The organism is Shewanella submarina, from assembly GCF_042646185.1.
Taxonomy (GTDB): domain Bacteria; phylum Pseudomonadota; class Gammaproteobacteria; order Enterobacterales; family Shewanellaceae; genus Shewanella; species Shewanella corallii.
Map to the genome: position 1 here is coordinate 1158208 of NZ_JBHRTD010000018.1, position 24708 is coordinate 1182915.

23 protein-coding genes are annotated in these 24708 nt (G+C 46.9%); 17 read left to right on the plus strand and 6 right to left on the minus strand.

Annotation, left to right across the window (positions count from 1 at the left end; all coding sequences use genetic code 11):
• From ACFOE0_RS22270 to ACFOE0_RS22295, 6 genes are read left to right on the plus strand one after another with little or no spacing between them, the layout of a single operon-like run.
• The gene (locus ACFOE0_RS22270; RefSeq protein ID WP_248934717.1) at window positions 1–1185 is read left to right on the plus strand and encodes a hypothetical protein; all 1185 of its coding nucleotides are present in this window, start codon (window positions 1–3) and stop codon (window positions 1183–1185) included.
• A complete protein-coding gene (locus tag ACFOE0_RS22275; protein ID WP_283106317.1) occupies window positions 1182–2195 on the plus strand; it encodes an acyltransferase family protein in 1014 nt (337 codons plus the stop codon). Before ACFOE0_RS22270 ends, ACFOE0_RS22275 begins: the two co-directional genes overlap by 4 nt.
• Window positions 2196–2223: 28 nt before the next feature.
• Entirely contained in the window at window positions 2224–3153 is a 930-nt protein-coding gene (locus ACFOE0_RS22280) for a glycosyltransferase (protein WP_248934719.1), read from the plus strand.
• Complete coding sequence (locus ACFOE0_RS22285) at window positions 3141–4058, plus strand: NAD-dependent epimerase/dehydratase family protein (RefSeq protein WP_248934720.1); 918 nt, start codon at window positions 3141–3143, stop codon at window positions 4056–4058. The genes ACFOE0_RS22280 and ACFOE0_RS22285 overlap by 13 nt, the downstream gene beginning before the upstream one ends.
• Window positions 4059–4062: 4 nt before the next feature.
• Window positions 4063–4614 carry a sugar transferase gene (locus ACFOE0_RS22290; protein WP_248934721.1) on the plus strand — a complete coding sequence of 184 codons (552 nt, stop codon included), beginning with the start codon at window positions 4063–4065 and terminating at the stop codon, window positions 4612–4614.
• 27 nt (window positions 4615–4641) lie between these two features.
• Window positions 4642–6600 (plus strand): nucleoside-diphosphate sugar epimerase/dehydratase, encoded by a 1959-nt coding sequence (locus tag ACFOE0_RS22295; protein ID WP_248934722.1) that lies wholly within the window; start codon window positions 4642–4644, stop codon window positions 6598–6600.
• A 64-nt stretch (window positions 6601–6664) separates the two neighbouring features.
• Here the strand turns inward: ACFOE0_RS22295 and ACFOE0_RS22300 are convergent, their stop codons facing one another.
• Window positions 6665–7105: a copper resistance protein NlpE gene (locus ACFOE0_RS22300; protein WP_248934723.1), complete on the minus strand. Its 441-nt coding sequence runs from the start codon at window positions 7103–7105 to the stop codon at window positions 6665–6667.
• 183 nt (window positions 7106–7288) lie between these two features.
• On the opposite strand from ACFOE0_RS22300, the gene cysQ reads away from it, so the two are divergent.
• From cysQ to ACFOE0_RS22315, 3 genes are all read left to right on the plus strand, one after another.
• Entirely contained in the window at window positions 7289–8089 is an 801-nt protein-coding gene (cysQ, locus tag ACFOE0_RS22305) for a 3'(2'),5'-bisphosphate nucleotidase CysQ (protein ID WP_248934724.1), read from the plus strand.
• Window positions 8090–8200: 111 nt separating this feature from the next.
• Window positions 8201–8956, plus strand: a complete 756-nt coding sequence (locus ACFOE0_RS22310; protein WP_248934725.1) for a YdcF family protein — start codon at window positions 8201–8203, stop codon at window positions 8954–8956.
• Entirely contained in the window at window positions 8949–9638 is a 690-nt protein-coding gene (locus tag ACFOE0_RS22315) for a DUF2982 domain-containing protein (RefSeq protein ID WP_248934726.1), read from the plus strand. The genes ACFOE0_RS22310 and ACFOE0_RS22315 overlap by 8 nt, the downstream gene beginning before the upstream one ends.
• A gap of 126 nt (window positions 9639–9764) precedes the next feature.
• Here ACFOE0_RS22315 and ACFOE0_RS22320 read toward each other — a convergent pair whose 3' ends face one another.
• The 3 genes from ACFOE0_RS22320 to galU form a co-directional block, all read right to left on the minus strand.
• On the minus strand, window positions 9765–10178 hold the full coding sequence (locus ACFOE0_RS22320) for a bactofilin family protein (protein ID WP_248934727.1): 414 nt from the start codon (window positions 10176–10178) through the stop codon (window positions 9765–9767).
• 220 nt (window positions 10179–10398) lie between these two features.
• Entirely contained in the window at window positions 10399–11412 is a 1014-nt protein-coding gene (gene galE, locus ACFOE0_RS22325) for a UDP-glucose 4-epimerase GalE (protein ID WP_248934728.1), read from the minus strand.
• A complete protein-coding gene (galU, locus tag ACFOE0_RS22330; RefSeq protein ID WP_248934729.1) occupies window positions 11412–12320 on the minus strand; it encodes a UTP--glucose-1-phosphate uridylyltransferase GalU in 909 nt (302 codons plus the stop codon). Before galU ends, galE begins: the two co-directional genes overlap by 1 nt.
• Window positions 12321–12614: 294 nt before the next feature.
• Here galU and phhA point away from each other — a divergent pair, with 294 nt between their 5' ends.
• The 6 genes from phhA to katG all read left to right on the plus strand — a co-directional run bounded on the left by phhA (window position 12615) and on the right by katG (window position 20182).
• Complete coding sequence (gene phhA / locus ACFOE0_RS22335) at window positions 12615–13412, plus strand: phenylalanine 4-monooxygenase (protein WP_248934730.1); 798 nt, start codon at window positions 12615–12617, stop codon at window positions 13410–13412.
• Window positions 13413–13446: 34 nt separating this feature from the next.
• The gene (locus tag ACFOE0_RS22340; RefSeq protein ID WP_248934731.1) at window positions 13447–13785 is read left to right on the plus strand and encodes a 4a-hydroxytetrahydrobiopterin dehydratase; all 339 of its coding nucleotides are present in this window, start codon (window positions 13447–13449) and stop codon (window positions 13783–13785) included.
• Window positions 13786–14037: 252 nt separating this feature from the next.
• Window positions 14038–15576 (plus strand): transcriptional regulator TyrR, encoded by a 1539-nt coding sequence (gene tyrR / locus ACFOE0_RS22345; RefSeq protein ID WP_115134838.1) that lies wholly within the window; start codon window positions 14038–14040, stop codon window positions 15574–15576.
• 226 nt (window positions 15577–15802) lie between these two features.
• Window positions 15803–16789 (plus strand): fumarylacetoacetate hydrolase family protein, encoded by a 987-nt coding sequence (locus ACFOE0_RS22350; protein ID WP_248934732.1) that lies wholly within the window; start codon window positions 15803–15805, stop codon window positions 16787–16789.
• A 45-nt stretch (window positions 16790–16834) separates the two neighbouring features.
• Window positions 16835–17476, plus strand: coding sequence for a maleylacetoacetate isomerase (gene maiA / locus ACFOE0_RS22355; protein ID WP_248934774.1), 642 nt, complete (start codon window positions 16835–16837; stop codon window positions 17474–17476).
• Window positions 17477–18022: 546 nt separating this feature from the next.
• Window positions 18023–20182: a catalase/peroxidase HPI gene (katG, locus tag ACFOE0_RS22360; RefSeq protein ID WP_248934733.1), complete on the plus strand. Its 2160-nt coding sequence runs from the start codon at window positions 18023–18025 to the stop codon at window positions 20180–20182.
• 68 nt (window positions 20183–20250) lie between these two features.
• On the opposite strand, the gene ACFOE0_RS22365 is transcribed toward katG, so the two are convergent.
• Window positions 20251–21132, minus strand: coding sequence for a LysR family transcriptional regulator (locus ACFOE0_RS22365; RefSeq protein ID WP_115134835.1), 882 nt, complete (start codon window positions 21130–21132; stop codon window positions 20251–20253).
• Window positions 21133–21262: 130 nt separating this feature from the next.
• Here ACFOE0_RS22365 and ACFOE0_RS22370 point away from each other — a divergent pair, with 130 nt between their 5' ends.
• Window positions 21263–22483 (plus strand): MFS transporter, encoded by a 1221-nt coding sequence (locus ACFOE0_RS22370; RefSeq protein ID WP_248934734.1) that lies wholly within the window; start codon window positions 21263–21265, stop codon window positions 22481–22483.
• A 63-nt stretch (window positions 22484–22546) separates the two neighbouring features.
• Here the strand turns inward: ACFOE0_RS22370 and ACFOE0_RS22375 are convergent, their stop codons facing one another.
• On the minus strand, window positions 22547–22771 hold the full coding sequence (locus ACFOE0_RS22375) for a hypothetical protein (protein WP_248934735.1): 225 nt from the start codon (window positions 22769–22771) through the stop codon (window positions 22547–22549).
• 364 nt (window positions 22772–23135) lie between these two features.
• Here ACFOE0_RS22375 and gltX point away from each other — a divergent pair, with 364 nt between their 5' ends.
• Complete coding sequence (gene gltX, locus ACFOE0_RS22380) at window positions 23136–24545, plus strand: glutamate--tRNA ligase (RefSeq protein ID WP_248934736.1); 1410 nt, start codon at window positions 23136–23138, stop codon at window positions 24543–24545.
• Window positions 24546–24708: the final 163 nt, after the last annotated feature.

A 24708-nucleotide genomic window follows, 5' to 3' on the forward strand; every position in this document is an offset into this window, starting at 1 on the left:
ATGTGGATTTCACTGTTAGCCCTTACTATTTGTCTTCTAGCTTTATGTCTCGATTATGTGAAATCGGGTTATTTAATTGTTCTAAACCCATTTTCCTGGGTTGTATTATTGATACTTTTTTATTTTGCCATTCCGTCTTTATTCTCAGAGCAGATAAGTAATTATTATAATTGGGGACTGTTTAGTGCAGACATACTGTATTCAAGATTGTTAACGCTATTGGTTACGGTATATTTTTCTTTTTTATTATGCTTATTTAGCTCAAAACATATCGGTGCTATAATCTTAGAAAAAGATAGCCATTCACCTGTCTTAATATGGGGTGTCTGGTTAGTTATTGTTAGTTATATCTTTTGGTTGTTTAAATTAAAATTATCTGAAGGTGTATTTTCTAACGCTTTCTTATATGATGCGGATGCGGCAAAGGATCCCTATAAACTAAAAAATATTGCGTATCTATTGATACCAGTATCAATATATCTGTATTTTGATAAGTATCGCTTTTGGGTTTTTATCCCTAATATTTTAATCGTTTTGCTAGATATACTGCATGGTAGTAGAACAACTGCGTTCATTTGCCTTGTTCCTATACTGATATGTTTTATAATTAGACACAAGAAGCTCTACCTAACTCAACTGTTGGCTTTATTTATGATTATGCTGGCTATTGGAGTTGTACGCAGTGACAATGTCGTTCAAAACGTACCTTGGTATATCTCAGCTATTGGTGAATTTAGGGAAACATATATTACATTGCCCCTCTATATAACAGATGTTGATTATGTTGGGAATGGTAGTTTTCTAACATATATTGGTAGTCTTTTATTTGGCATTGTTCAGCCGTTGAGAGAGTCAATATCGAATACTTATATACTGCCAGGTACGTTTATAGCAAGAGATGTTGCTCGTGGTTATGGTTTAGGATCGAACTTCCTGATTGAATCTTTATACTTTGGTTTCTATGGACTCATAGCGTCTATAACACTACTAACATCATTCATGTTTATTTTGTACCGGCAAGTATATAAAGTAAAAAACATAGATGCTGTTTTGTTGATTACTCTTTTTATCGTTTTTTCTAGACTTATTGTAAGGGAAGGGATTCCTGTTAATATTGGTTTGTATTGTTTTATACTTATCTTTTATATATCCCCAATTTTTCTGATGAGGAAAGTTAAGCTTTGATATATAGCATACACTTTTTAAGAGGGGTGGCAGCGTTATTCGTTTTCTTTTACCACGTTTATCATATAGTTCGAATATATGCTGATATTACGCATCCTTGGTTTGAGTTTTTTCACATTGGTGTAGACATTTTTTTCGTAATCAGTGGTTTTATAATGATTGCGGTATTGTCAAAGGTTCAAGTCTTCGACTCTAAGTTCGTCGTTAAATTTTTAAAAGCAAGGTTTATTAGGATTATTCCTCAGTATTTTCTTGTAACATTCGTAATTTATGTTGGATACGTCTATATCCTTAATAACCCTCGAGAATTAGATTATAAGGACTTGTTAACTAGTTTGGCATTTATTCCTTACAAGACGGTAGATGGTGTCTATCCAGTTTTAGGGGTAGGATGGACGTTGAACTATGAGATGCTGTTTTATGCTGTTTTGGCGTTGGCAATTCTAATTTTAAGAAAGTATTTTACATTAGGCGTATTCATAATTTTTAGTGGCCTTGTCGTTGGCGGTCACTTTAGTGTATTTGATTCAACCCCTCTTATCTTTTGGTCTAAACCCATTATTTTAGAGTTTTTAGCTGGAATGCTTTTAGGAATGTTCTACTTTAAAAGCTCAACATCCTATTCGGTTAGGTATTTATACCTTTTTATGTTGTGTGTTTTATTGTTTACATTTGGTTCGTATACGCAACATATGATAGTTGCAATATTAATAGTTGGCGCTTTGTTACTACTCGAACATAAAGACGCTGCTAGAAAGTTTTTTAAGTTGAGAATTTTCGTGTTCTTAGGGAATGCCTCTTACACCCTATATCTGCTGCATCAGCCAGTATTATCGTTGTTCGGGAAAGTTTTTGATAATTTATATGGTTTTGAACTGCCATTTCTTGTATTTTTTAGTGTGATATCTTTAGCCGTATCCCTGGGTCTGTCTGTAGTAGTAGATAGACTTTTATCCAGAATTTCAGATGAAGTTAGGGTGAGATTAATTCGTCAAGTAGCGGAAAAGTGATGTAGTAAGGTAATGAATGATGTGTGTAATGAAAGAATGTCCCCGACGAATTGCTGTCCTGTTAGCTGCCTATAATGGGAAGGATTATCTTTTAGAACAATTACGTACGATATTAGGTCAGGTAGAAGTTCAATGCGATATTTATATTAGCTTGGACAAGTCGACTGATGAATCCTATCAATTATTGTTAGATTTGGCTGAACGCCATGAGAATATCAAGCTGCTGAGTTATGGAGAAACCTATGGCAGTGCAGGGCAAAACTTTTTTAGGCTGATAAAGGAAGTTGACTTTTCTGGATACGACTACGTAGCCTTTGCCGACCAAGACGATATATGGTTGAAGGATAAGTTGTCTTCAGCAGTAACAATGCTTAATTCTCGAGGTTATGATGGTTATTCCTCGAATGTGACAGCGTTTTGGGAAGATGGCAGAGAGAAAATGATTGTAAAATCCTCTCCTCAGTCACAGTTTGATTTTTTGTTTGAATCCGCCGGTCCTGGTTGTACTTTTGTGATGACTCGGCGACTTGCTTTGGATATCAAACAGTTTCTGAATAATATTGGCGAGAAAATTACAGATATTTGGCTGCATGATTGGTTTTGCTATGCGTTTGCCAGGGCGCGCGGTTATAGCTGGATTATCGATTCCAAAAGCTACATGCAGTACCGGCAACACAGTGCTAATTCAGTCGGGGCCAACTCGGGTCTCGACTCTTTGTTAAAACGCATTAATAGCGTCATGAGTGGCGATGCATTCGATAAGGTTATTAAGCAAGCAAGCGTCCTGGGCATAGATAGGCTTAAGCCTATACAGCTCATACAGTGTGGTTCTTTTCGCTCTTCGGCCAAGCTTTTGTCTCTTGCGAACCAATGTCGCCGCAATAAAAAAGATAAGGTTTTGTTTTTTATGGCAGTATTGTGTAGTACTGTCGGAAGGAGCAATCAATGTCGAGATTGATGGTCACCGGCGCTACAGGGTTTGTCGGCAGACATTTGTGTCAAATCGCAGGAAATTGCTATAGGGTCACCCGTCATCAGCCCCGGGAGGCTGAAGGTTCATTTATAGTTGTCCCAGAACTTGATAGTTCCGTTAATTGGTCTCGACTGATTCCAAAGGATGTGGAGTGTATCGTTCATTTGGCAGGCATTGCCCATAACGCCAGCAGTGATGAAGATTACGTCCGTAGAATTAACGTCGATGGCACATTGCATTTAGCTGAACAAGCCGTGCTTGCGGGCGTGAAACGTTTTGTATTTGTAAGCTCGATTGGGGTAAACGGGCAGCAAACGGTAGAAGCTCCTTTTACTCCCTATGATCGGGCATCGCCCTTTAATGCCTACACCCGGTCAAAGCATGAGGCAGAGTTAGGTCTGCAGAACCTATCCGAATCTATGGGATTCGAACTGATCATAGTCCGACCTACTCTGGTATACGGACCAGATGCTCCCGGTAATTTTGGTCTCTTAACAAAACTTGTTAAGCGTCTTCCTGTCTTGCCATTTGCTTCGATCCATAATCGCAGAGACTTTATTGCCGTACAGAATTTGGCAGACCTGTTGATAACATGCTCAACTCACAAAAATGCCCCTGGTCATATATTTTTAGCTTCAGATGGTCGCCCGGTGTCAATTAAGCAGTTTACGAATGCGATAGCTAAAGGACTTGACCGGAAGGTTGTACAAATTCCTGTTCCTCAGTTCCTGTTTGATATGCTCGGTCGTGTGACGGGAAGATCTTCGGTGATAAACCAGTTAACAGGGAGTTTGGCTGTTAACTCGTCTGATGCCGAAATAGTTTTGAATTGGTCAGCGCCATATACAATGGCGAAGGCAATGACTTTTCTAAAAAGTAAAGGTAGTTAACTTTATGATTCGTTTTTTGGATTTTTTAGCTGCATTCTTTGGGCTTCTTCTGCTTTGGCCTGTATTTCTTATTATCATCTTGGTTGGTTTTTTTGATACTGGTTCTCCTGTGTTCATCCAAGAACGTGTTGGTCGTCATTTGAAGCCCTTTAAGTTGATTAAGTTTCGTACAATGGCTTTGGATACACAGTCTGTTGCCAGCCATCTTGCCAGCAGCAATTCAATCACTAAATTGGGAGCTTTTTTGCGCAAAACCAAACTGGATGAGTTACCCCAGTTGATTAATGTCCTTAAAGGTGAGATGAGCCTTGTAGGCCCAAGACCAAATCTTTTCAATCAGGAAGAGTTGATCGCTGAGCGACAAACGTTTGGTGTCTACAATGTTAGGCCTGGCATTACCGGTCTGGCTCAAGTCTCCGATATTGACATGTCTACCCCTGAGCTATTAGCACAAACAGATGCTAAAATGATCTCTTCTATGTCACTGTCAAATTACTTTAAGTATATTCTGATGACAGTCTCAGGAAGTGGACAAGGGGATCGGGTTAAGTCCTGACTTTTGATTTACCAAAAGGTATTAGAAATGGATTTATTTCAGTTTCTTTTTTCGATGAAACGGTCAAACAAACGACTGGTTAGCGTTCTGTTCGATACAACCTTTATTGCTCTGGCCTTTTGGCTAGCTCTGATGGTTAGGGTCGATAGCGCAGAGGTCTTGCTTCAAGGCCATTACTGGTTGCTGTTGGCAACGGTTATCCCCATTAGTCTTGTCGCATTTGTAAAGTTGGGTCTTTATCGAGCCGTGCTCAGATACCTAGGCACTCAAGCTTTATCAGCTATTGTCGGGGGGGTTTTAGTCAGTACTCTTTCCCTTGTGTTCTTTGCATACTTTTTAGATGCCGAGCTTCCTCGTACAGTTCCGTTGATTTACGCTGCTTTTGCAATCGTGATGGTTGGCGGCTCTCGCGCTTTAATGAGGTCAATGGTCGGGCGGGGTATTAATCGCCGTGGCGAGCCTGTCATTATTTATGGGGCCGGAGTCAGTGGGCGGCAAACGGCCATGGCTCTTGCTCAGAGTCATGAATATCATCCCGTCGCTTTTGTTGATGATGATGAATCTTTGCATGGGACGGTAATACAGGGGTTGCACATCCATTCCCCATCTATAATCAGGAAACTGATCGCCCAGAAGCATGCTTCAAGGGTGTTGTTGGCTTTGCCAAGTGCCAGTAGAGCAAGGAGACAGCATATATTGCAAAGTCTTGAACCCTTGTCAGTTAAAGTCATGACGCTTCCCGCTATGTCCGATTTAGTGAGTGGCGATAAGTTGTTCAGCGACGTTAAAGAAGTGGAGATTGAGGATCTTCTAGGACGGGATGCAGTAGAGCCAAGACCTGATCTTATGGCTGCTGACATTGCCGGCAAAGTGGTCATGGTTACTGGCGCAGGCGGTTCAATAGGCTCTGAGCTTTGCAGACAAATCCTCAGACAAGAGCCCAGTAAATTAGTTTTGTTTGAGCTGTCTGAGTATGGATTGTATGCCATAGAAAGAGAGTTACAGGCTCGCAAGGCTGAGCTGAATTTGGATGTTGAAATCTTGCCTTTAATGGGGTCTGTACAAAAAGAAAACAGGCTTCAGGCGGTGATGGACGCCTTCGGAGTTAACACTGTCTATCACGCGGCAGCATACAAACATGTACCTTTGGTAGAGCATAACGTCGTAGAAGGAGTTCGTAATAATGTGTTTGGCACATTATTTACCGCCAGAGCTGCTATATCTGCGGGAGTGGAAACTTTCGTCTTGATATCTACAGATAAGGCGGTTCGTCCGACCAACGTTATGGGGACAACCAAGCGAATGGCTGAACTTGTGCTCCAGGCTTTAGCTGAAACGCAAAACACTACACGTTTTTGTATGGTACGGTTTGGCAACGTTCTAGGGTCCAGTGGTTCCGTTGTCCCCCTATTCAGAAAGCAGATCGCTAATGGTGGTCCGGTTACCGTAACTCATCCGGAGATTACGCGTTTCTTCATGACTATTCCTGAAGCATCTCAATTGGTCATTCAGGCCGGCGCTATGGGCAAAGGCGGAGACGTGTTCGTTTTGGATATGGGGCAATCCGTAAAGATTGTGGACCTTGCCCGTAAAATGATCCGGCTGAGTGGATTCGACATAAGAGACGAACACAATCCAGATGGAGATATTGAGATCTGTTATTCGGGTCTGAGGCCGGGAGAGAAATTGTACGAAGAGTTGCTTATTGGTGATGATGTGATGGGAACTGAGCATGAGCGGATTATGACAGCTAACGAAACACATTTGCCCTGGGATAAGCTTCATTCTCTTCTGGGTAAATTGGATCTCGCTTGTCATGCTTTTGATCATGAGTCTATAAGAGCTCTGCTCCTGGAAGCACCAACAGGCTTCTCTCCGACTGATGGCATATGTGACTTGGTCTGGCGGGAAAAGGGAATACAAGCTCAGTCAAGCGAGCCCTTGCCTATGGACAAGAAAACTGTAGTTGAGTTGACATCTGCTTAACTATATTTTGGGGCCCCTGTTCTATTGGGGCCTTCAATCCCATTGACAACTGGGCTTGGTATAGTCAGTTATTCTTTATCAGACGATAATGGTTTTCTAGTTGTCCAGTAAGCCGGTTGCCATTAAGGTCACGCATAAATAATTGGTTCTCTCCTACTTTGTAACTATCTCCATTGCTTAGCGTGATGTAGCTGCCACTTCCATCCCACTTGAAAGTCCCCTTTTCGGTGAATTTTCCGTCTTCCTCGCTTTGATAAACTCTGCTCTGTTGGTATGAGCCATCAGAGTTTAATGTGAGCAAGGTTTTTATACCTGCACAACTGGCGCAGGGCAGCGTGGCTTCATAGGTCCCAGCCCAATTCAGCGAGTTGCGACTGGTATCTCCGATTGGTTGAAGTAAACCTATCTGATGAAGCTCAACTTGATTAAAGGGTTCATTGGTGTTGCATGCTGTTAGCATCGAAGCAGTGAGCAACAGTAATGTACACTTAGATACGGATTTCATATGTGAGTCCTGTCAACGACTTATGTGTGTAGTGTAAGACGGTTTTCTTGCTTCTTGAACGAAATTTAAGCCATCTTGGTGGGTGTTCATAGCCTTTGGTTTTGAAGGTTTTTATTTGGTTATTAAACACTTGAGACGTTAACTGGCATAATGGCTTCCATTTAGTGATTTACAGGAGTGATCATGACTTCTCCCTACATGGGTCAGGAAGAGTTAGAGCTGTTGGTTGATATAGCCAAAGAAGCTGGTGAAGCCATTATGGATATTTACATGGCTGATGAGCGCGGTATTGAGTTAAAGGATGATAATAGCCCTCTGACTGCTGCGGACCTCGCCAGTCATAATGTTATATGTCGTCGACTCGAGCAGACGTTTGCAGATATTCCGGTGATGTCCGAAGAGTCCAATGAGATCCCTTTTGAGAGAAGAATTGCATGGAGTAAATATTGGCTGGTAGACCCGCTTGATGGCACCAAGGAGTTTATTAACCGCAATGGTGAGTTCACCGTCAATATTGCGTTGGTCGTTGATGGTCAGGCTGTCGCTGGTGTGGTTTATGTGCCGGTAACCGGTAAGTGTTATGTCGGTGAGTTGACACAAGGCGCTTGGGTCATTCATCAGGGTAAGACCATGACATTGGTTGGTAATACCTCTGGTAATCGGGCTCCAGTGGTTGTGGGGAGTCGCTCTCATCCCTCTCCTGAGCTGGCTGGTTACCTGGAACGTTTGGGGGAGCACACTATTTTGCCGGTAGGCAGTTCACTCAAGTTTTGTATGTTGGCAGAGGGGAAGGCAGACCTTTACCCAAGATTGGGCCCCACCAGTGAGTGGGATACTGCCGCTGCCCAGGCAGTGCTCGAGAGTGCAGGGGGCGTGGTGGTTGACTATGTTTCCGGTGAGCCGCTCAGATATAACAGCAAAGAGTCTTTACTTAATCCCTGGTTTGTTGCGTGCGCCCCTGGTGTTGGGCCCGTAGTCGAGTAAGCCAAGGCTTTGATTTGGAATGGGGTTGAAAGCCTGAACGTTACGATTGGCCGGAATTGATTGGTGTTAGATGGATAGTATTTGGACAGTTAGCAATGCGGAGGGAATCGCATGACCTTTTGGCTTAAAAAAGTCGTATCTCAACTTATTATGCCGATACCTTTGACGTTGTTGTTACTGATGATGGCTTTGGTGTTTTGGCGCAGAGCAGGAAAAAAACTGGTGTGCGCTGCAATGCTTCTGTTGGGGGCTTTGTCCTCCAATGGGGTTAGTAATTGGTTGACTGGTATGTTGGAGCAAGAGTATCAGGTTAATAATGCTCCTATATCTGACGGCTGTGTGGTGATGGTTCTGGGCAGCGCTATGGATGACAGTATTGAAGGCAAAGCTATACACCAACTTTCATCTGTCGGGCTGGCAAGACTCAGCGAAGGGCTCAGACAGTTAAGCCTGGGTAGTGATTGTATGTTAATAACCAGCGGTTGGTCGGGAGAGTTAAACAGGAACTCCTATGCCAGGGTTGCGGCAGACGCAGCCGTAGAGTTGGGAGTTGACCCAGCCAGGATTATTCAATTGCCGCTGGCAAAAGACACGATAGAAGAAGCCCAGTATTTGAAAATGGAACTGGGGGATGTCCCGTTTCGTTTAGTGACATCCGCGGCTCATATGCCCAGAGCTATAAAGATATTTGAGCATGCGGGAATGCACCCTCAGGCTGCGCCAGCGGACTTCAGGCGTCGAAGTTCGCACTGGTGGGTGCTAAGTGCAGATAATTTACTCACATCTCAGAGGGCAATTCATGAGTGGGCAGGGCAGCTATGGTTTAACCTAAAGTATGATGATGGACAAGCTAAACACGATGACTGATGTTCTATTCGTTCGCCCCGTAAATAAGCGTAATGGCATAACCCTGTCTGCTGTTGGAGCTTTGCTCCTGTCACTGGCTTTCTGGTTATTTGTTGGTTTCCCGCAGGGTTTTGCCCCCGGCCTGGTACTTTTCACGTTTGGTGCTATTTCTCTAATCCTTGGGGTCAGCAAACTGGGCGAGCCAGAAATAAGCTTTGAATTGTCTCCGCCAGGGTTATTGTTTCGACATCGCAAAGGCCAGCTGTATGTGGATTGGGACAATATTCAGCGAATGGATATTCCGAGGGTGACTCAGGGCGTGGACATTACAGAGTTACCTTATATAGGGATAAAGCTCAGGCAGATAAACCCTGTGCTGGACTCTATCTCCCCCAGGTTGGCAACCGGTTTGGTGAGTGAACAGCGCCCTTTATTGATGACCGCCACGACCCAAACAGATGATCTTGGCAAACTGGAGGATCAGCTAAGTGCCGAGTTTACCCCCTATGAGTCCAATGGAGACAGATACCGTGGTGTATTGGCTATGTTTGGCCACAGATGTGAGTTGCTGAGTGATACTCTGGGTTTTCACCTGTTTTTGCCTCAGGACAGTATGGATAGAGACCCGGGAGAGTTTTTAGCTTTGTTGAAGGAGTTCAGAGCTAAAGCATGCCAATATGAGCTCGATGGTGTGGCCCCGTAGCACTGGGTATACCTTTAAGTTAGTCAGGCTTTTTGTAGCTTTGGAGTGATATGAGGCTAAATAAAAAACGCCCCGCAATCTAATGTGGGGCGTTTTTCTACTCAATGAGTAATCTGTGCCTGAGGCTTACGCCTGGGCTTTATCCAGATCCATAATCTGCTGTAATTTTTGCTCATCCACCAGATTTGGATTTTGCAGCAGCTCCGTCTGCTCTTTAACTCTCACCCCGATGAACTGGCCGCCTTCAAAGATCTCCATTTGACTGCTGGCTACTTCACCTTCAACCGTGCCACTACCTGTGATGGTTAACTTTTCGCACTGAAGCTTACCTTTAAAGTAGCCGGAGATTTTTATCTCTTTGCACGCTACCTCGCCGTTAATCAGTCCCTGTGGCTCTATGGTAATGCTGGATTCGGACTGGACAGTCCCATGAATTTCACCGCCGACCAGAGCGTCACCCGAAAACTGGGACTCGCCAGTTATTTTGGTACCTTGAGCAATATAGGTCAGCCCCGCCTGTGATTTCTTTTTTCCGAACATAATTATTATTGGCGTTTGTTATTTTAGCTTCTGATGTTACCTGCTCAGTCTAAAGTTACAAGCCTTAAAATTTGACACTTCAGTCATAAATTTGGCAGCGGGCCAGATTGGCAGCATTTATCGAAAACGCCTAGGAGACAGCACTCAGTTATCAGTTGTTTAGGTGGGAATATGGGATTTGAAGTAACAAAAGAAAAAGGGCCATTAGGCCCCTTTCAGCTTACTCACTGTATCCATTAGGATTGTTGGATTGCCACTTCCAGCTGGAGTTGGCCATATCCTCGATGGAATGAGTTGCTTCCCAGCCAAGGTCCGTTTTGGCTTTATCAGGATTGGCATAACAGGCGGCAATGTCACCCGGACGACGGGGGGCGATTTGGTAAGCTATGGGCTGGCCGCAAGCTTTTTCGAACGCCTTTACCATATCCAGTACGCTGTAACCGGTTCCGGTCCCAAGGTTGTAGGTCACCAGGCCTGGTTTGGTGGCTAACTTATCCAACGCTTTAAGGTGGCCCATTGCCAGATCCACTACATGGATATAGTCACGTACCCCGGTTCCATCATGTGTGTTGTAGTCATCGCCAAATACACTCAGGTACTCGCGTTTACCCACGGCAACCTGACTGATAAATGGCATCAGGTTGTTTGGGATATCATTGGGGTCTTCACCAATTCGACCACTGGCATGAGCGCCAACAGGATTGAAGTAACGCAGGCGGGCAATATTCCAGCTGTTATCTGACTGGTGAAGATCGGCAAGGATATGCTCTACCATGAGCTTGGACTGCCCATAGGGGTTGGTAGCCCCGGTGGGAAACTCTTCAGTGATGGGCAGGCTGGCAGGATCGCCGTATACAGTTGCAGAAGAGCTGAATACCAGATTCTTAACCTTATGCTCAGCCATTACCTGACACAGAATTACCGTACCTGTGACATTGTTCTCATAGTAACGCAGAGGTTGCGCTACCGACTCTCCTACAGCTTTCAAGCCAGCGAAATGAATCACGGCCTCAAATGAATAGTCAGAAAACAATTTTTGCAGCAGTGGTTTATTGAGAATATCTCCCTGGACAAAGGTCACAGACTTACCAGTGATCTCTTCGACCCGTCTCAGTGACTCTACGCTGGAGTTGGATAAATTATCCAGTACCACAACATTGGCTCCGGCATTAAGCAACTCTACTACAGTGTGGGAGCCAATATAGCCGGCACCGCCAGTAACAAGAATCGTCATTACTTCAATCCTTTCGCTATGGTTTTCAGGTAAGCAGTGAACTCTTCGCCTATGGCAGGGTGACGCATACCGTATTCCACTATGGCCTGCATATAGCCAAGCTTGTTACCACAGTCATGGCTTTTGCCTTTCATATAGTAAGCGTTAACAGTTTGCTTCTCCATCAGCATGGCAATGGCGTCGGTCAGTTGGATCTCATCACCAGCACCTACAGGAGTTTTCTCCAGCAGATCCCAGATAGCTGCAGGCAATACATAACGGCCCACAACAGCCAGATTTGATGGCGCATCATCCAGGCTCGGCTTTTCTACCAACTGAACAAGCGGATGAGACTCCCCTTGAGCTAACTTATGCCCATCCACATCGGCAATACCATACTGATTAACCAGTTCATGGGGGACGCCTTCCACCATGATTTGTCCAATTTCGGTTTCATCAAACAGGTTAACCATTTCCGCCAGATTATCCTGCCCCGGGCTTGCACTGGCATCATCAATAATGACATCCGGTAACAGCACCGCGAATGGCTCATTGCCCACAATTGGGCGGGCACATAGAATGGCGTGTCCGAGACCTTTTGCCTGTGCCTGACGGATACCAATAATGGTGACCCCTTTGGGACAAATGCTTTGTACTTCTTCCAGAAGTTGTCTTTTAACCCGTTTTTCAAGCTGGGCTTCCAGCTCGAAACTGGTATCAAAGTGGTTCTCAATTGAATTCTTACTGGCATGGGTCACCAGCACAATCTCTGTAATGCCGGCCGCGATCGCCTCGTTGACCACGTGTTGAATCAGCGGTTTATCGACTACCGGTAACATCTCTTTCGGAATAGCCTTGGTGGCGGGCAGCATGCGGGTTCCCAGCCCAGCCACTGGTATGACGGCTTTTCTGACTTTGTGCTTAATCATGAGCGACTAACATCTCCATTTTTCAGTTGAGTCATATTGTAATTGTCGAGGTTACAAACGCCATCATTAACTTAGTTGAACCACTATCAAATTCGATTTTTTCTTGACGCGTCAACAAAACCCAACAGCGGAAGTTGCGGCTATACACTTGATTGTAGGCGAGTGGTTTTGGTTTGTAACGCCTGGTTTACGTATTTCAACCTCATGCCACCAGACTTCCGTGCAGCAAAAAGTTAACAATCCGTGCGCGCTGTCACACTATGACTGAGAGCAAACAATCAAGAGATCATCAGGATGAGCAAGAATACGGAATATGCTGCACGTCTGCCGGATGAAGATGGCTTTATCTTCTATCCCGATGATGAGCATGACACCTGGCAACAGCTGTACGCTCGCCAGGAAGGGAATTTACCGGGGCGTGCCTGCCAGCAATATATGGATGGCCTGCAGGCGCTGGGCTTACCGACAGATAGAATCCCGCAGCTTAAAGAAGTGGACAGGGTATTATTGGATGCCACTGGTTGGAAGACGGCACCTGTGCCGGCCCTTATCTCGTTCGGTAAGTTCTTTGAACTCCTGGCCAGTCGTCAGTTTCCGGTAGCGACTTTTATCAGGTCCAAAAAGGAGTTCGATTACCTGCAGGAGCCGGATATTTTTCATGAAATATTTGGTCATTGCCCCTTACTGACGAATCCGGCTTTTGCCCACTTCTCTGAGGTGTATGGCAAGTTGGGCCTCGCGGCAAGTAAAGAGGAAAGGGTTTTTTTAGCCAGACTTTACTGGTTTACCGTGGAGTTTGGTTTGGTTCAGGCAAAAGATGAACCTTTAAGGATTTACGGCGGAGGTATCCTCAGCTCTCCCGGTGAGACGCTATATGCCATGGGCGATGAGCCCATTCGTAAACCTTTTGAACTGCTTGATGTATTGAGAACGCCATACCGCATCGACATTATGCAGCCGATCTATTATGTGATTGATAAGATTGACTTCCTCGATGAAATTGCAAGCATGGATATCATGGCGGCAGTGAAAGAGGCACAGCGATTGGGTTTACATGAGCCTCTGTTTGAACCTAAAGCCAAAGCGGGTTGATAAGGCCATAAAGAAGAATTACAAGGAGTAACAAATGTCTGATTTAGCATCTATGAAGTGTGAAGCCTGCCAGGCTGATGCCCCTAAAGTAACCGATGCCGAGTTACCTGAGCTTATTCGAGCCATTCCCGACTGGAGTGTGGAAGTACGGGACGGCATTATGCAGCTGGAACGCGTTTATAAGTTTAAGAACTTTAAGCTGGCGATGGCGTTCACCAATAAGCTGGCGGATCTGGCTGAAGAAGAGTTCCACCATCCTGGGATTCTTACCGAGTGGGGTAAAGTCACAGTGACCTGGTGGTCACACTCCATCAAAGGTCTGCACAAGAACGATTTCATTATGGCGGCCAAGACTGACAAATTGCTCGACTAACTAAGTGACTAACTAAGATCTTCAACTCTGCAAAACGCGTAGTATTTACTGCGCGTTTTTTATTGCATTGTATTAATGCTGTAAACAACTCTTGCCAGCAAACTCTTTTCCTTTTAACGTATACCCCGCGAGCGCCCGAGCGGGAAGCTCACATCATATGTTCAGACTGACTTTTTGTCTGGGTATAAGGCCATGCTTACGGCACTTCAATCAATAATTAAAAGTCGTAGGCCACTGAATAGGAATCATACAATGCGCTTGGAAGTCAGTTGTCAGGATAGAATCGGGTTGGCCAAAGATATTCTGGTGGTACTGGAGCGTTACGGCATCAACCTGATTGCCATTGATGCCAGTAATAAAGGTTTTCTCTATTTTCAGTTTGCTGAGGTGACATTCAACACCCTCAGTGAGCTCATGCCCCAAATCCGTAAAGTAGAGTCGGTCAACGATGTCAGAACCGTCTCATTTATGCCCTCAGAGCAAGAGCACTACGCCCTCAAAACATTGCTGAAAACTTTGCCGGACTCGGTATTTTCCCTCGATTCCAAAGGACGAATTCGTATCGTCAATGAATCAGCACTGCTGACGCTGGGAATGGCGGAACATGAAGTGGTAGAAGAGCCCCTGAATCATTGGGTGCAGGGGTTTAACTTCAGTCGCTGGTTGTCTGAACCTCAGGTATTGGCACAGGCCACCAGAGTGCATATTGGGCAAAGCGAATATTTGGCCGAGATGTTGCCGATTTATCTGCCGGATGAGAATCAGGGCAGTATTTTGGCAGGGGCAGTAGTGTCTCTTAAGTCACCGGCCCGGGTGGGTAAGCAGTTTAACGCATTGCAGAACCAGACCGCAGGATTCGAATCTGTGCTTGCGATCAGCGACAAGATGAAACAGGTGGTCGAGCAGGCCAAGCGTATGTCGCAATTGGATGCTCCTTTGCTGATTACCGGCGAGACTGGAACTGGCAAGGAGTTGATGGCTCGAGCCTGCCACGATGCCAGTATGCGTCGCGAGCATCCATTTATCGCCATTAACTGTGCCGCTTTACCTGATAGCGTGGCTGAAGAGGAGCTGTTTGGTTACGTCAGTGATGGCAAGGTGGTGAAAAAAGGCTTCTTCGAAGAGGCTAAGGGCGGCACCGTATTTTTGGATGAAGTGGCGGAGATGTCTAAAGCCGCTCAGGTCAAATTGTTGCGCCTGCTTCAGGATGGCAGTTTCCGCCGTATTGGTGGTGACGAAGAGGTCAGGGCAGATGTACGTATTATTTGCTCGACTCAAAAAAATCTGGCTGAGCTATGTCAAACCGGAGATTTTCGCGAGGATCTCTACTATCGGATTCATGTACTGAGTTTCCACCTGCCATCATTGCGGGAGCGCCGTGTTGATATCCTGCCGCTGACCGAGATGTTCCTTGAGCATTACAGTCAGCAGCTTTCCAGTCCGGTTAGACGGATATCGGCTGAGTGCCGTGACCATTTAATGACTTATGCCTGGCCTGGTAACGTGCGACAGTTGAAAAATGCCGTATTCCGGGCAGTGTCAATGTGGGATGGCAGCGGCGAGTTGACGGTAGAGCAACTTAAATTACCTTCTTATGCTGAAGGCTTTGGCTACTTTGACCATGAGTTTGAAGGCTCTTTGGATGAAGCCATGAAGCAGTTTGAGGCCAGTTTGCTCAGACGCCTTTACCCGGCTTATCCAAGTACTCGCCAGTTGGCGCGCAAGTTGGGAGTCTCCCATACTGCCATTGCCAATAAGCTTAGAGAGTACAAAATCAGCAAACCCAAATAACAGTGACAATGCCCGAAGTTGACTGCTTTGGGCATTTTTATATCCAGCTGCATGTCAGCAGAAATGCTGGTGGACAAGGTCTGTAATCGAGGGTTTACAAAGTCACTGATGACAGTCGAACCAGTGATCTGCGTCACATGGTTTATTTGTGTAAACACATAAGGTAAATCTAACTGCCAGAAGAGCAGTGGGCAGGATCCTGCCGGAATATATAAGGATAGAGATAATGAAATTAGCCACTTATCAAAATGGTCGTCGCGATGGACAGTTAATGCTGGTCAGTCGTGATCTCAGCCGCGCAGTTGCTGTTCCTCAGGTTGCCCAGACAATGCAACAGTTACTGGATGACTGGAATGAATTGGCACCCAAGCTGGAAGAGATCTATCAGGCTCTGAATGCCGGTTCGGTAGAAGGCGCTGTGGATTTTGACGAAACCCTGTGTCACTCTCCACTGCCACGCGCTTTCCAGTGGGCGGACGGCAGCGCTTACGTCAACCATGTAGAGTTGGTACGTAAAGCCCGTGGTGCTGAAATGCCACAAACCTTCTGGACTGACCCTTTGGTATATCAGGGCGGTTCAGACAGCTTCATTGCTCCCCGCGCCGATATCCCACTGGCCAGCGAAGATTGGGGGATCGATTTCGAGTCTGAAATCGCAGTGATTACCGATGATGTGCCTATGGGCGTATCCGCCGACAATGCTGAAGCCCATATCAAGTTACTCATGCTGGTCAATGATGTGTCACTGCGCAACCTTATTCCTGGTGAGCTGGCCAAGGGCTTTGGCTTCTTCCAGTCCAAGCCATCCAGCGCCTTTTCCCCTGTAGCTGTAACCCCGGATGAGCTGGGTGATAAGTGGCAGGATACCAAGCTGCATCTGCCTCTGGTGACTCACCTTAACGATGAGCTGTTTGGCAAGCCTAATGCTGGCGTTGATATGACCTTTAACTTCGCCCAGCTGGTTGCTCATGTGGCAAAGACCCGTCCTTTGGGCACAGGTGCCATCATAGGTTCAGGAACTATCTCCAATTATGATCGCAGTGCCGGTTCAAGCTGCCTGGCTGAAAAGCGTATGTTGGAAGTGATTGCCGATGGCAAGCCGTCGACTCCATTTATGGGCTTTGGTGACAAAGTACGTATCGAAATGTTCGATGATGAAGGTAATAACATTTTCGGTACTATCGATCAGCAGGTGGTCGAGTATAAAGGGTAAGACCTTAAGCTGCTTAGTCAATAAAAGGAGAGGGGAAACAGCATGATGACTTTGTATGGATACTGGCGCTCGAGTGCTGCTTACCGGGTGCGCATAGCGCTCAATCTCAAGGGTATTGAGGTTGATCATAAGTCTGTGCATCTGGTCAAGGATGGTGGTCAGCAACATCATGCTGATTATATCTCCCTTAACCCGCAGCAGTTGGTGCCCGCTTTGGTGCTTGATGATGGCGAAGTGCTGACTCAGTCCATGGCTATGCTGGAATATCTGGAGGACACCCATCCCGAGATACCATTGCTACCCTCAGACACTTTGGCTAAAGCTAAAGTCAGAGCCCTGGCCAATGCCATCGCCTGCGATGTTCATCCTCTCAATAACTTGCGCGTGTTGCAGTATTTAAAAGGTGAGGCGGGTCTGGATGATGCAGCGAAGGACGCCTGGTATCAGCACTGGATAGTCACAGGCTTCAACGCCTATGAGGCTATGCTGGCTGACACCGCAGGCGAGTTCAGCTTTGGTGACTCACCAACACTGGCGGATATCTGTTTGGTGCCTCAGGTCTACAATGCCCGTCGATTCAAGATCCCTTTGGACAATTACCCCCACATAGTGCGTATCGTCGAAAACTGTAACCGACTGGCAGCTTTTGCTGAGGCAGCACCCGAAAACCAGGCCGACGCGGTTTAGGTTTTAAAGAGCGATAACTTAACCAAAAGCCCGGCCAAGAGCCGGGCTTTTTGTCTGGAGCTCATGTATTCCATTAACGGGCGATTGTTCCGCTGGGATATTTCACTTTGTCGGCTCGTCTTCTGAATCATCAAACTGTTTGTTCCCCGACTCTGAACAGTGATTGGTACAAGTTAATCTGACGTTCATTATCCGGTTACAAACCGGGTGTAACTATTCAGTGGTTGAACATCTCAATATTCCCGTTGTCGTGATGAAAGTCATTAAAAATGGCGTAAAAAGCAATCTATGGTTATCAAATGTTGATCTGGATATAGATTTTAGGTCAGTAAAGATTGCTATCTTTCATGGCGTTTGGAACCAGATGACTGATAAGTGCGGCTTAAGCTATCAGGTTAATCGGTTAAATCTGATTTTCTTAACTACATTTGTAGATTAGCTTATGCCTATGCAATCGGTGGTCGACAGTGGTGACTATCGGGAATTATCCAGTTTGATTTGTTGAGTGTGGCGCTGGGAGCGCTGCACGGCTAAGGAGAATACAGTATGAGTTCAGGTAATAAATGTCCGGTGATGCACGGTGGCGCGACATCTGAAGGCACTGCAAAAATGGAATGGTGGCCGAAGGCCCTTAACCTAGACATCCTTCACCAGCATGATGCTAAAAGTACGCCATTTGGTGCGGATTTTAACTATCGCAAAGAGCTGCAAAAGCTGGATGTTGAAGCACTTAAGGCCGACGTTAAAGCCCTGATGACCGACAGCCAGGACTGGTGGCCTGCGGACTGGGGGCATTATGGTGGCCTGATGATCCGTATGGCGTGGCATTCAGCCGGTACCTACCGTATTGCCGATGGACGTGGTGGTGCCAGCACTGGCAACCAGCGTTTTGCTCCTCTGAACTCCTGGCCTGACAATGCCAACCTGGATAAAGCCCGCCGTTTGCTGTGGCCAATCAAGCAGAAATACGGCAACAAAATCAGCTGGGCTGATCTGATGATCCTCGCCGGTACCATTGCATATGAATCGATGGGACTGAAAACCTATGGCTTCTCCTTCGGTCGTGAAGATATCTGGCACCCAGAGAAAGATACCTATTGGGGAGCTGAAAAAGAGTGGCTGGCGCCAAGCGGCAGCGAAAACAGCCGCTATTCGGGTGAACGTGAGCTGGAAAACCCGCTCGCAGCTGTGATGATGGGGCTTATCTATGTAAACCCAGAGGGTGTGGATGGTAACCCAGACCCACTGAAAACTGCCAAAGATATGCGTGTAACCTTCGAGCGCATGGCGATGAATGATGAAGAAACCGTTGCCCTGACTGCTGGTGGACACACTGTGGGTAAGGCGCACGGTAATGGCGATGCAGGCAAGCTGGGTGCTGAACCTGAAGGTGCAGAGATTGAAGAGCAGGGCCTTGGCTGGAATAACCACACTTCACGCGGTATTGGTCGCGACACCGTTACCAGTGGTATTGAGGGTGCCTGGACGACCAACCCAACTCAGTGGGATGATGGCTATTTCCGCTTGCTGTTCAATTACGAATGGGAGTTGAAGAAGAGTCCGGCCGGTGCATGGCAGTGGGAACCAATCGATATCAAAGAGGAAGACAAGCCTGTCGATGTGGAAGACCCAAGCATCCGTTACAACCCAATCATGACCGACGCTGATATGGCGCTGAAGATTGACCCTGAGTATCGCAAGATTGCTGAGCGCTTTGCCCGGGATCCTGATTACTTCTCCGAAACCTTTGCCCGTGCCTGGTTTAAACTGACACACAGAGATCTCGGTCCCAAGTCTCGTTACTTTGGTCCTGATGTACCGGCTGAAGAGCTGATTTGGCAGGATCCAGTCCCAGCAGGTCGCACTGACTATGATGTGGATGCCGTTAAGGCCAGAATCGCTGCCAGTGGTTTGACTCAACAAGAGTTGTTGAACACAGCCTGGGACAGTGCCCGTACTTTCCGTGGCTCAGACCGTCGCGGTGGTGCCAACGGTGCCCGTATCCGCCTGGCTCCACAGAAAGACTGGCAGGGTAACGAACCAGAGCGTCTGGCCAAAGTGCTGGCAGTACTTGAGCCTATCGCCGCAGAGTTTGGCATCAGTGTTGCCGACACTATCGTACTTGGTGGTAATGTCGGTCTGGAAATGGCGGTTAAAGCAGGAGGCTTTGATCTGCAAGTGCCTTTCGCTCCCGGTCGTGGTGACGCCAGTGCCGAGCAAACCGATGCTCACTCATTTGAAGTATTGGAGCCTGTGGCCGATGGTTTCCGTAACTGGCAGAAACAGCATTATGTGGTAAACCCTGAAGAGATGATGCTGGATAAAGCTCAACTGCTTGGGCTGACCGCTCCTGAAATGACGGTACTGATAGGTGGTATGCGTGTGTTGGGCACCAACTATGGTGACAGCAAACATGGTGTGTTCACCGACAGCGTTGGTGCTCTGAGCAACGACTTCTTTGTTAACCTGACAGATATGCGTAATACCTGGAAGCCAACCGGTCGCAACTCGTACGATATCTGTGACCGTACTTCAGGTGACGTGAAGTTCACTGCAACCCGTGTAGATCTGGTATTCGGTTCCAACTCTATTCTGCGTGCTTACGCCGAGTTGTATGCCCAGGACGACAACAAAGAGAAGTTTGTGAAAGACTTCATTGCTGCCTGGACCAAGGTGATGAATGCCGACAGATTCGACCTGCTGTAATTTGTACCAGGTCCCTTACTGACAAAAATCCCCGGCTTGTCCGGGGATTTCTTTATGCTTTTTTTAGTTCAGGCATTGGCCAGCAGGAAATCAACAAAGGCCCTGTCTGCTTGTCCCAACGGCCTTTGTTGCTTCCAGGCGATGTGTAAGTCCAGGAATACCGGTGGCGAAAATGGTTTGCAGACAATTCCCTCATCACTGGACACTGCCATATCCAACATACTGGTAATGGCAAAGCCTTGGGCGACCAGTTGCTTGATAAGATTGATCAAGTTGGTTTCGAAAGCGATATCCGCCTTCAGGCCCAATTGCTCTGCTTGCTGTTGCAACCACTCCCGGTGAAAGTAGCCCTTTTTGAACATCACCAGCTCATGCTGGAAAAAGGCCTCAAGAGTGACACTGTGGTTCTCTGCCAATGGATGCTCATTCGCAACAGCAACCACCATCTGCTCTCTGACCAGATGCTCATGGCCAAATTCAGGCCTGAGATCTTCAGCTGTAATAATGGCGACATCGACCTCTTCCTGCTGCAACATTTTTAATGCGTCCCGGGTGCCTCCGGAGAACAGTGACAGCTTCAGCCCCGGGTACTGATGCCTGAACGCCATGAGTCGACTGGGCAGATAAAATGAGCCCAACATACCCGGCACGGCAATGCGTACTTCGCCCGCCTCTAATGAGGCCATAGACCGGATTTCATTCCTGGCAGTATTTATCTGGCTTAACACCAGCCTGGCATGCTGCAGCAAAACTTCCCCTTCGGCGGTAAGGGTTACTGAGCCATTTTGTTTTCCTGCCCGACGTACCAGCAGAGTCACTCCAAGATCTTGCTCCAACTTCTTCATACTCTGACTCAGAGCGGGCTGGGCAATGTTCAACTGATTAGCTGCCTGGGTATAGCTTTTGGCGTTGGCCAGAGTACAAAACTGGTTGAGCTGTCTGATTTCCATAAACAGAACTGACAAAGGAGATTTAATATAATTTTTGCATATATTTGGCGTGTAAAATATCTATTATTTTTATTTTTAATCACTTGCTAATATCACTACAGGTTATCTGTCTGCGCAATGCAGGTGTTTGGTGAACAACTCTTTTTTATCTCGTCTTAATATCGTGAATCCTGGCTTCAGCGCCTCACTGATCTGGTCGCTGTCTTTGGCGTCTGTCGTGGTGTACGTCAATCTGTATGTGATGCAGGGAATGCTGCTACTGATTGCTGAACACTTTCATACCACACCAGGACATGCCACCTTGCTGCTGTCGGCGACAGTATTCTCACTGGCACTGTCACTACTCTTGATGGCACTGCTGTCCGACCGGTTTGGTCGGCGTCGGCCTATTATCTGGTCGCTGGTGTTATTGGCGATTACCAACCCCCTGTTGGTATATGCCACAAGCTTTGACCAACTGATGTGGCTGCGCTTGATGCAGGGCATTATTCTGGCAGTGATCCCCGCTACTGCGATGGCCTGCTTTAAAGACCATTTAACCGGTGACTGGTTGTTGAAGGCCGGGGCCTTTTATATTGGTGCCAACAGCCTGGGCGGCATTGTCGGAAGGTTAATTGGTGGGGCTATGGCACAACATCTTACCTGGCAGGAGTCTATGTGGTGTCTGTCATTGATGACGGCTGCAGCGTCCGCATTGATTATCTACATCATGCCTATGCCAAAAACAGCGGCTGTCAGTACAAGCAGAGATACATTGAGTGCCGAGGTGAGGGGCTTCTGGTTGCACCTTAAGGACCCTCAAATGTGTCTTGTCTATCTGATAGGCGGCAGCGCATTTATGGTGATGGTCAATCAGTTCAGCTTTATTCAGTTGCACTTGATGAGTGCCCCTTATGGCTTCAGCCGGTTTGAAGCAACATTGATATTCCTGTGCTATCTCAGCGGTACCTGGGTGTCATTCAAATCTGCCAAAGCCATTGCACGTTATGGAAGTCACAAGCTTTGGCGACTGGCTGCTATAGCCATGTTGGTGGGCAGCCTGATGACCCTGTATGACCATATACTGACGATCCTATTGGGTTTTCTTATCTCTGCCTGGGGTTTTTTTCTGACTCATGCCTGCTGTAATTCATATGTTGCAACCAGAGCGGTGAGCCACCGGGCCAAGGCAACGGCGCTGTACCTGTGTTGTTACTATCTCGGAGCAGCATTGGGTGGACCTTACCTTATGCCTTTTTGGCAGCAGGGCAAATGGCCCGGAGTGGTGTTGGGTTCGTTGCTGGTAATCTCAGGCTTGTTTGTGCTCCAGCATCTGTTGGCCAAATATAATGGCAGGGCAGCAGAACACTAAATTCCTGGGCTATAGCTGTTGAAAAAGGGAAGGGGAGAGCTGGTACTCGAGTTAAATATCGGCTCAGCCCTTGTCAAGCTTATCCATCACGGCATCGCTGGGGAGTAACTCCAGGTGTCCCTGTTCATCGAAGTACCAGCCGGTGATAAACCCTTTCTGTCGCATGGTCACCAAATTGTGCATCACCTCTTTGGCCTCACGCATGGCAGTTGGGCTGTCATAATTGTTGGCATGTTTAAGATACTCGGCAATGCTATCCAGTGACGCTGATTGGCTGACGTTGGCCATGGCGTGACTCCTTCTACTGAGTGCGTTGGCGTTAGCTTAGTTGACCAAGGTTTACGGAGTAAAACCAATTTCGGGTCAATCGCTATGCTGTTTTTTTCTATCAATATTGCCCGAATATCTATGCCGGATATATGGTGCTATAAATCCAATTCCAAGCCTTTGATAATCCAGGAATCGGTATGGGCAGGCGTGATCTATCCATTAGCATGGAAGAGGAGGGGGAGTTGTTACACATTTATCCTGGTTAACAAACTGCGGGCATGTGTTCTCTTTTCCGTTTCAGTAATTGACTGTTAGAATAAGTGCCACTTTTTCTCGTGAAAGCCTGACTTCTCAGGCGAAATTGATAGGTTAGTGTCCCGTTATGACAATCAAGACGCGTTTTGCTCCAAGCCCAACCGGCTTTTTGCACGTTGGTGGTGCCCGTACTGCGCTGTATTCCTGGCTTCAGGCCCGCGCCAATCAGGGTGAATTTGTTCTGCGTATTGAAGATACCGATCTTGAGCGTTCGACTCAGGAAGCGGTAGACGCCATTCTGGAAGGTATGGAGTGGCTGGGTCTGAACTGGGACGAGGGTCCTTACTATCAGACCAAGCGTTTCGATCGCTACAACGAAATCATTGCCAAGATGCTGGAAGAGGGCACTGCATACAAGTGTTACTGCTCCCGTGAGCGTATTGAAGCTCTGCGTGAAGAGCAGGCTGCCAAAGGCGAACGTCAGAAGTATGATGGCCACTGCCGTGATCAGGGGCCTCGTGATACCGATGAGCCATTCGTTGTTCGTTTCAAAAACCCAACTGAAGGCAGCGTAGTCTTTGATGACCATGTTCGTGGTCGTATTGAAATTGCCAATGAAGAGATGGACGACCTGATCATTGCCCGCAGTGACGGTACTCCTACCTATAATTTCTGTGTTGTGGTTGATGACTGGGATATGGGGATTACCTGTGTTGTTCGTGGCGAAGACCATATCAACAACACTCCACGCCAAATCAACATCCTGAAGGCACTGGGTGCACCTATTCCTGAATATGCCCACGTGTCCATGATTCTGGGTGATGATGGCGCTAAGCTGTCCAAGCGTCATGGTGCAGTGAGCGTTATGCAGTACCGCGATGATGGTTACCTGCCAGAAGCTCTGCTCAACTACCTGGTGCGTCTGGGCTGGTCCCATGGTGATCAGGAGGTTTTCTCTCTTGAAGAAATGAAGCAGTACTTCAAGCTGGATGATATCAACAAAGCCGCTTCTGCGTTCAACACTGAGAAGTTGGTATGGCTGAACCAGCACTATATTAAGAGCCTGGATCCTGTATATGTTGCCAAACACCTTGAGTGGCACATGGCTGACCAACAGATCGATACCAGCAACGGCCCAGCACTGGCCGAAATCGTGACGGCTCTGGCTGAACGTGCCAAGACCCTGAAAGATCTGGCTGCATCCAGCCGCTATTTCTATGAGGACTTTGCTGAGTTTGAAGAGTCTGCTGCCAAGAAGCATCTGCGTGGTGTAGCGATGGAGCCTCTGCAACTGATCCAGAAGAAGCTGGCTGCTCTGACTGAGTGGACTCAGGAAGCGATTCACAATGCGATTGAAGAGACTGCAGCAGAACTGGAAGTCGGTATGGGTAAAGTAGGTATGCCACTGCGTGTTGCCGTAACAGGTGCAGGCCAGTCTCCTGCGCTTGATTTGACCATGTTGCTCATTGGTCAGGCACGTTGCGAACAAAGAATCTCCAAGGCGATTGAATTTGTAGCAACCAGAATAAATTCCTAAAAAAGCCGTTGACACATTTGGGTGTGCTGCATAGAATGCGCCTCGCAGTTGAGGGGAGCGTCGAGTTACGGCAGCGCACTCAAATGTAAAGGAATTTCGGGGCTATAGCTCAGCTGGGAGAGCGCTTGCATGGCATGCAAGAGGTCCGCGGTTCGATCCCGCG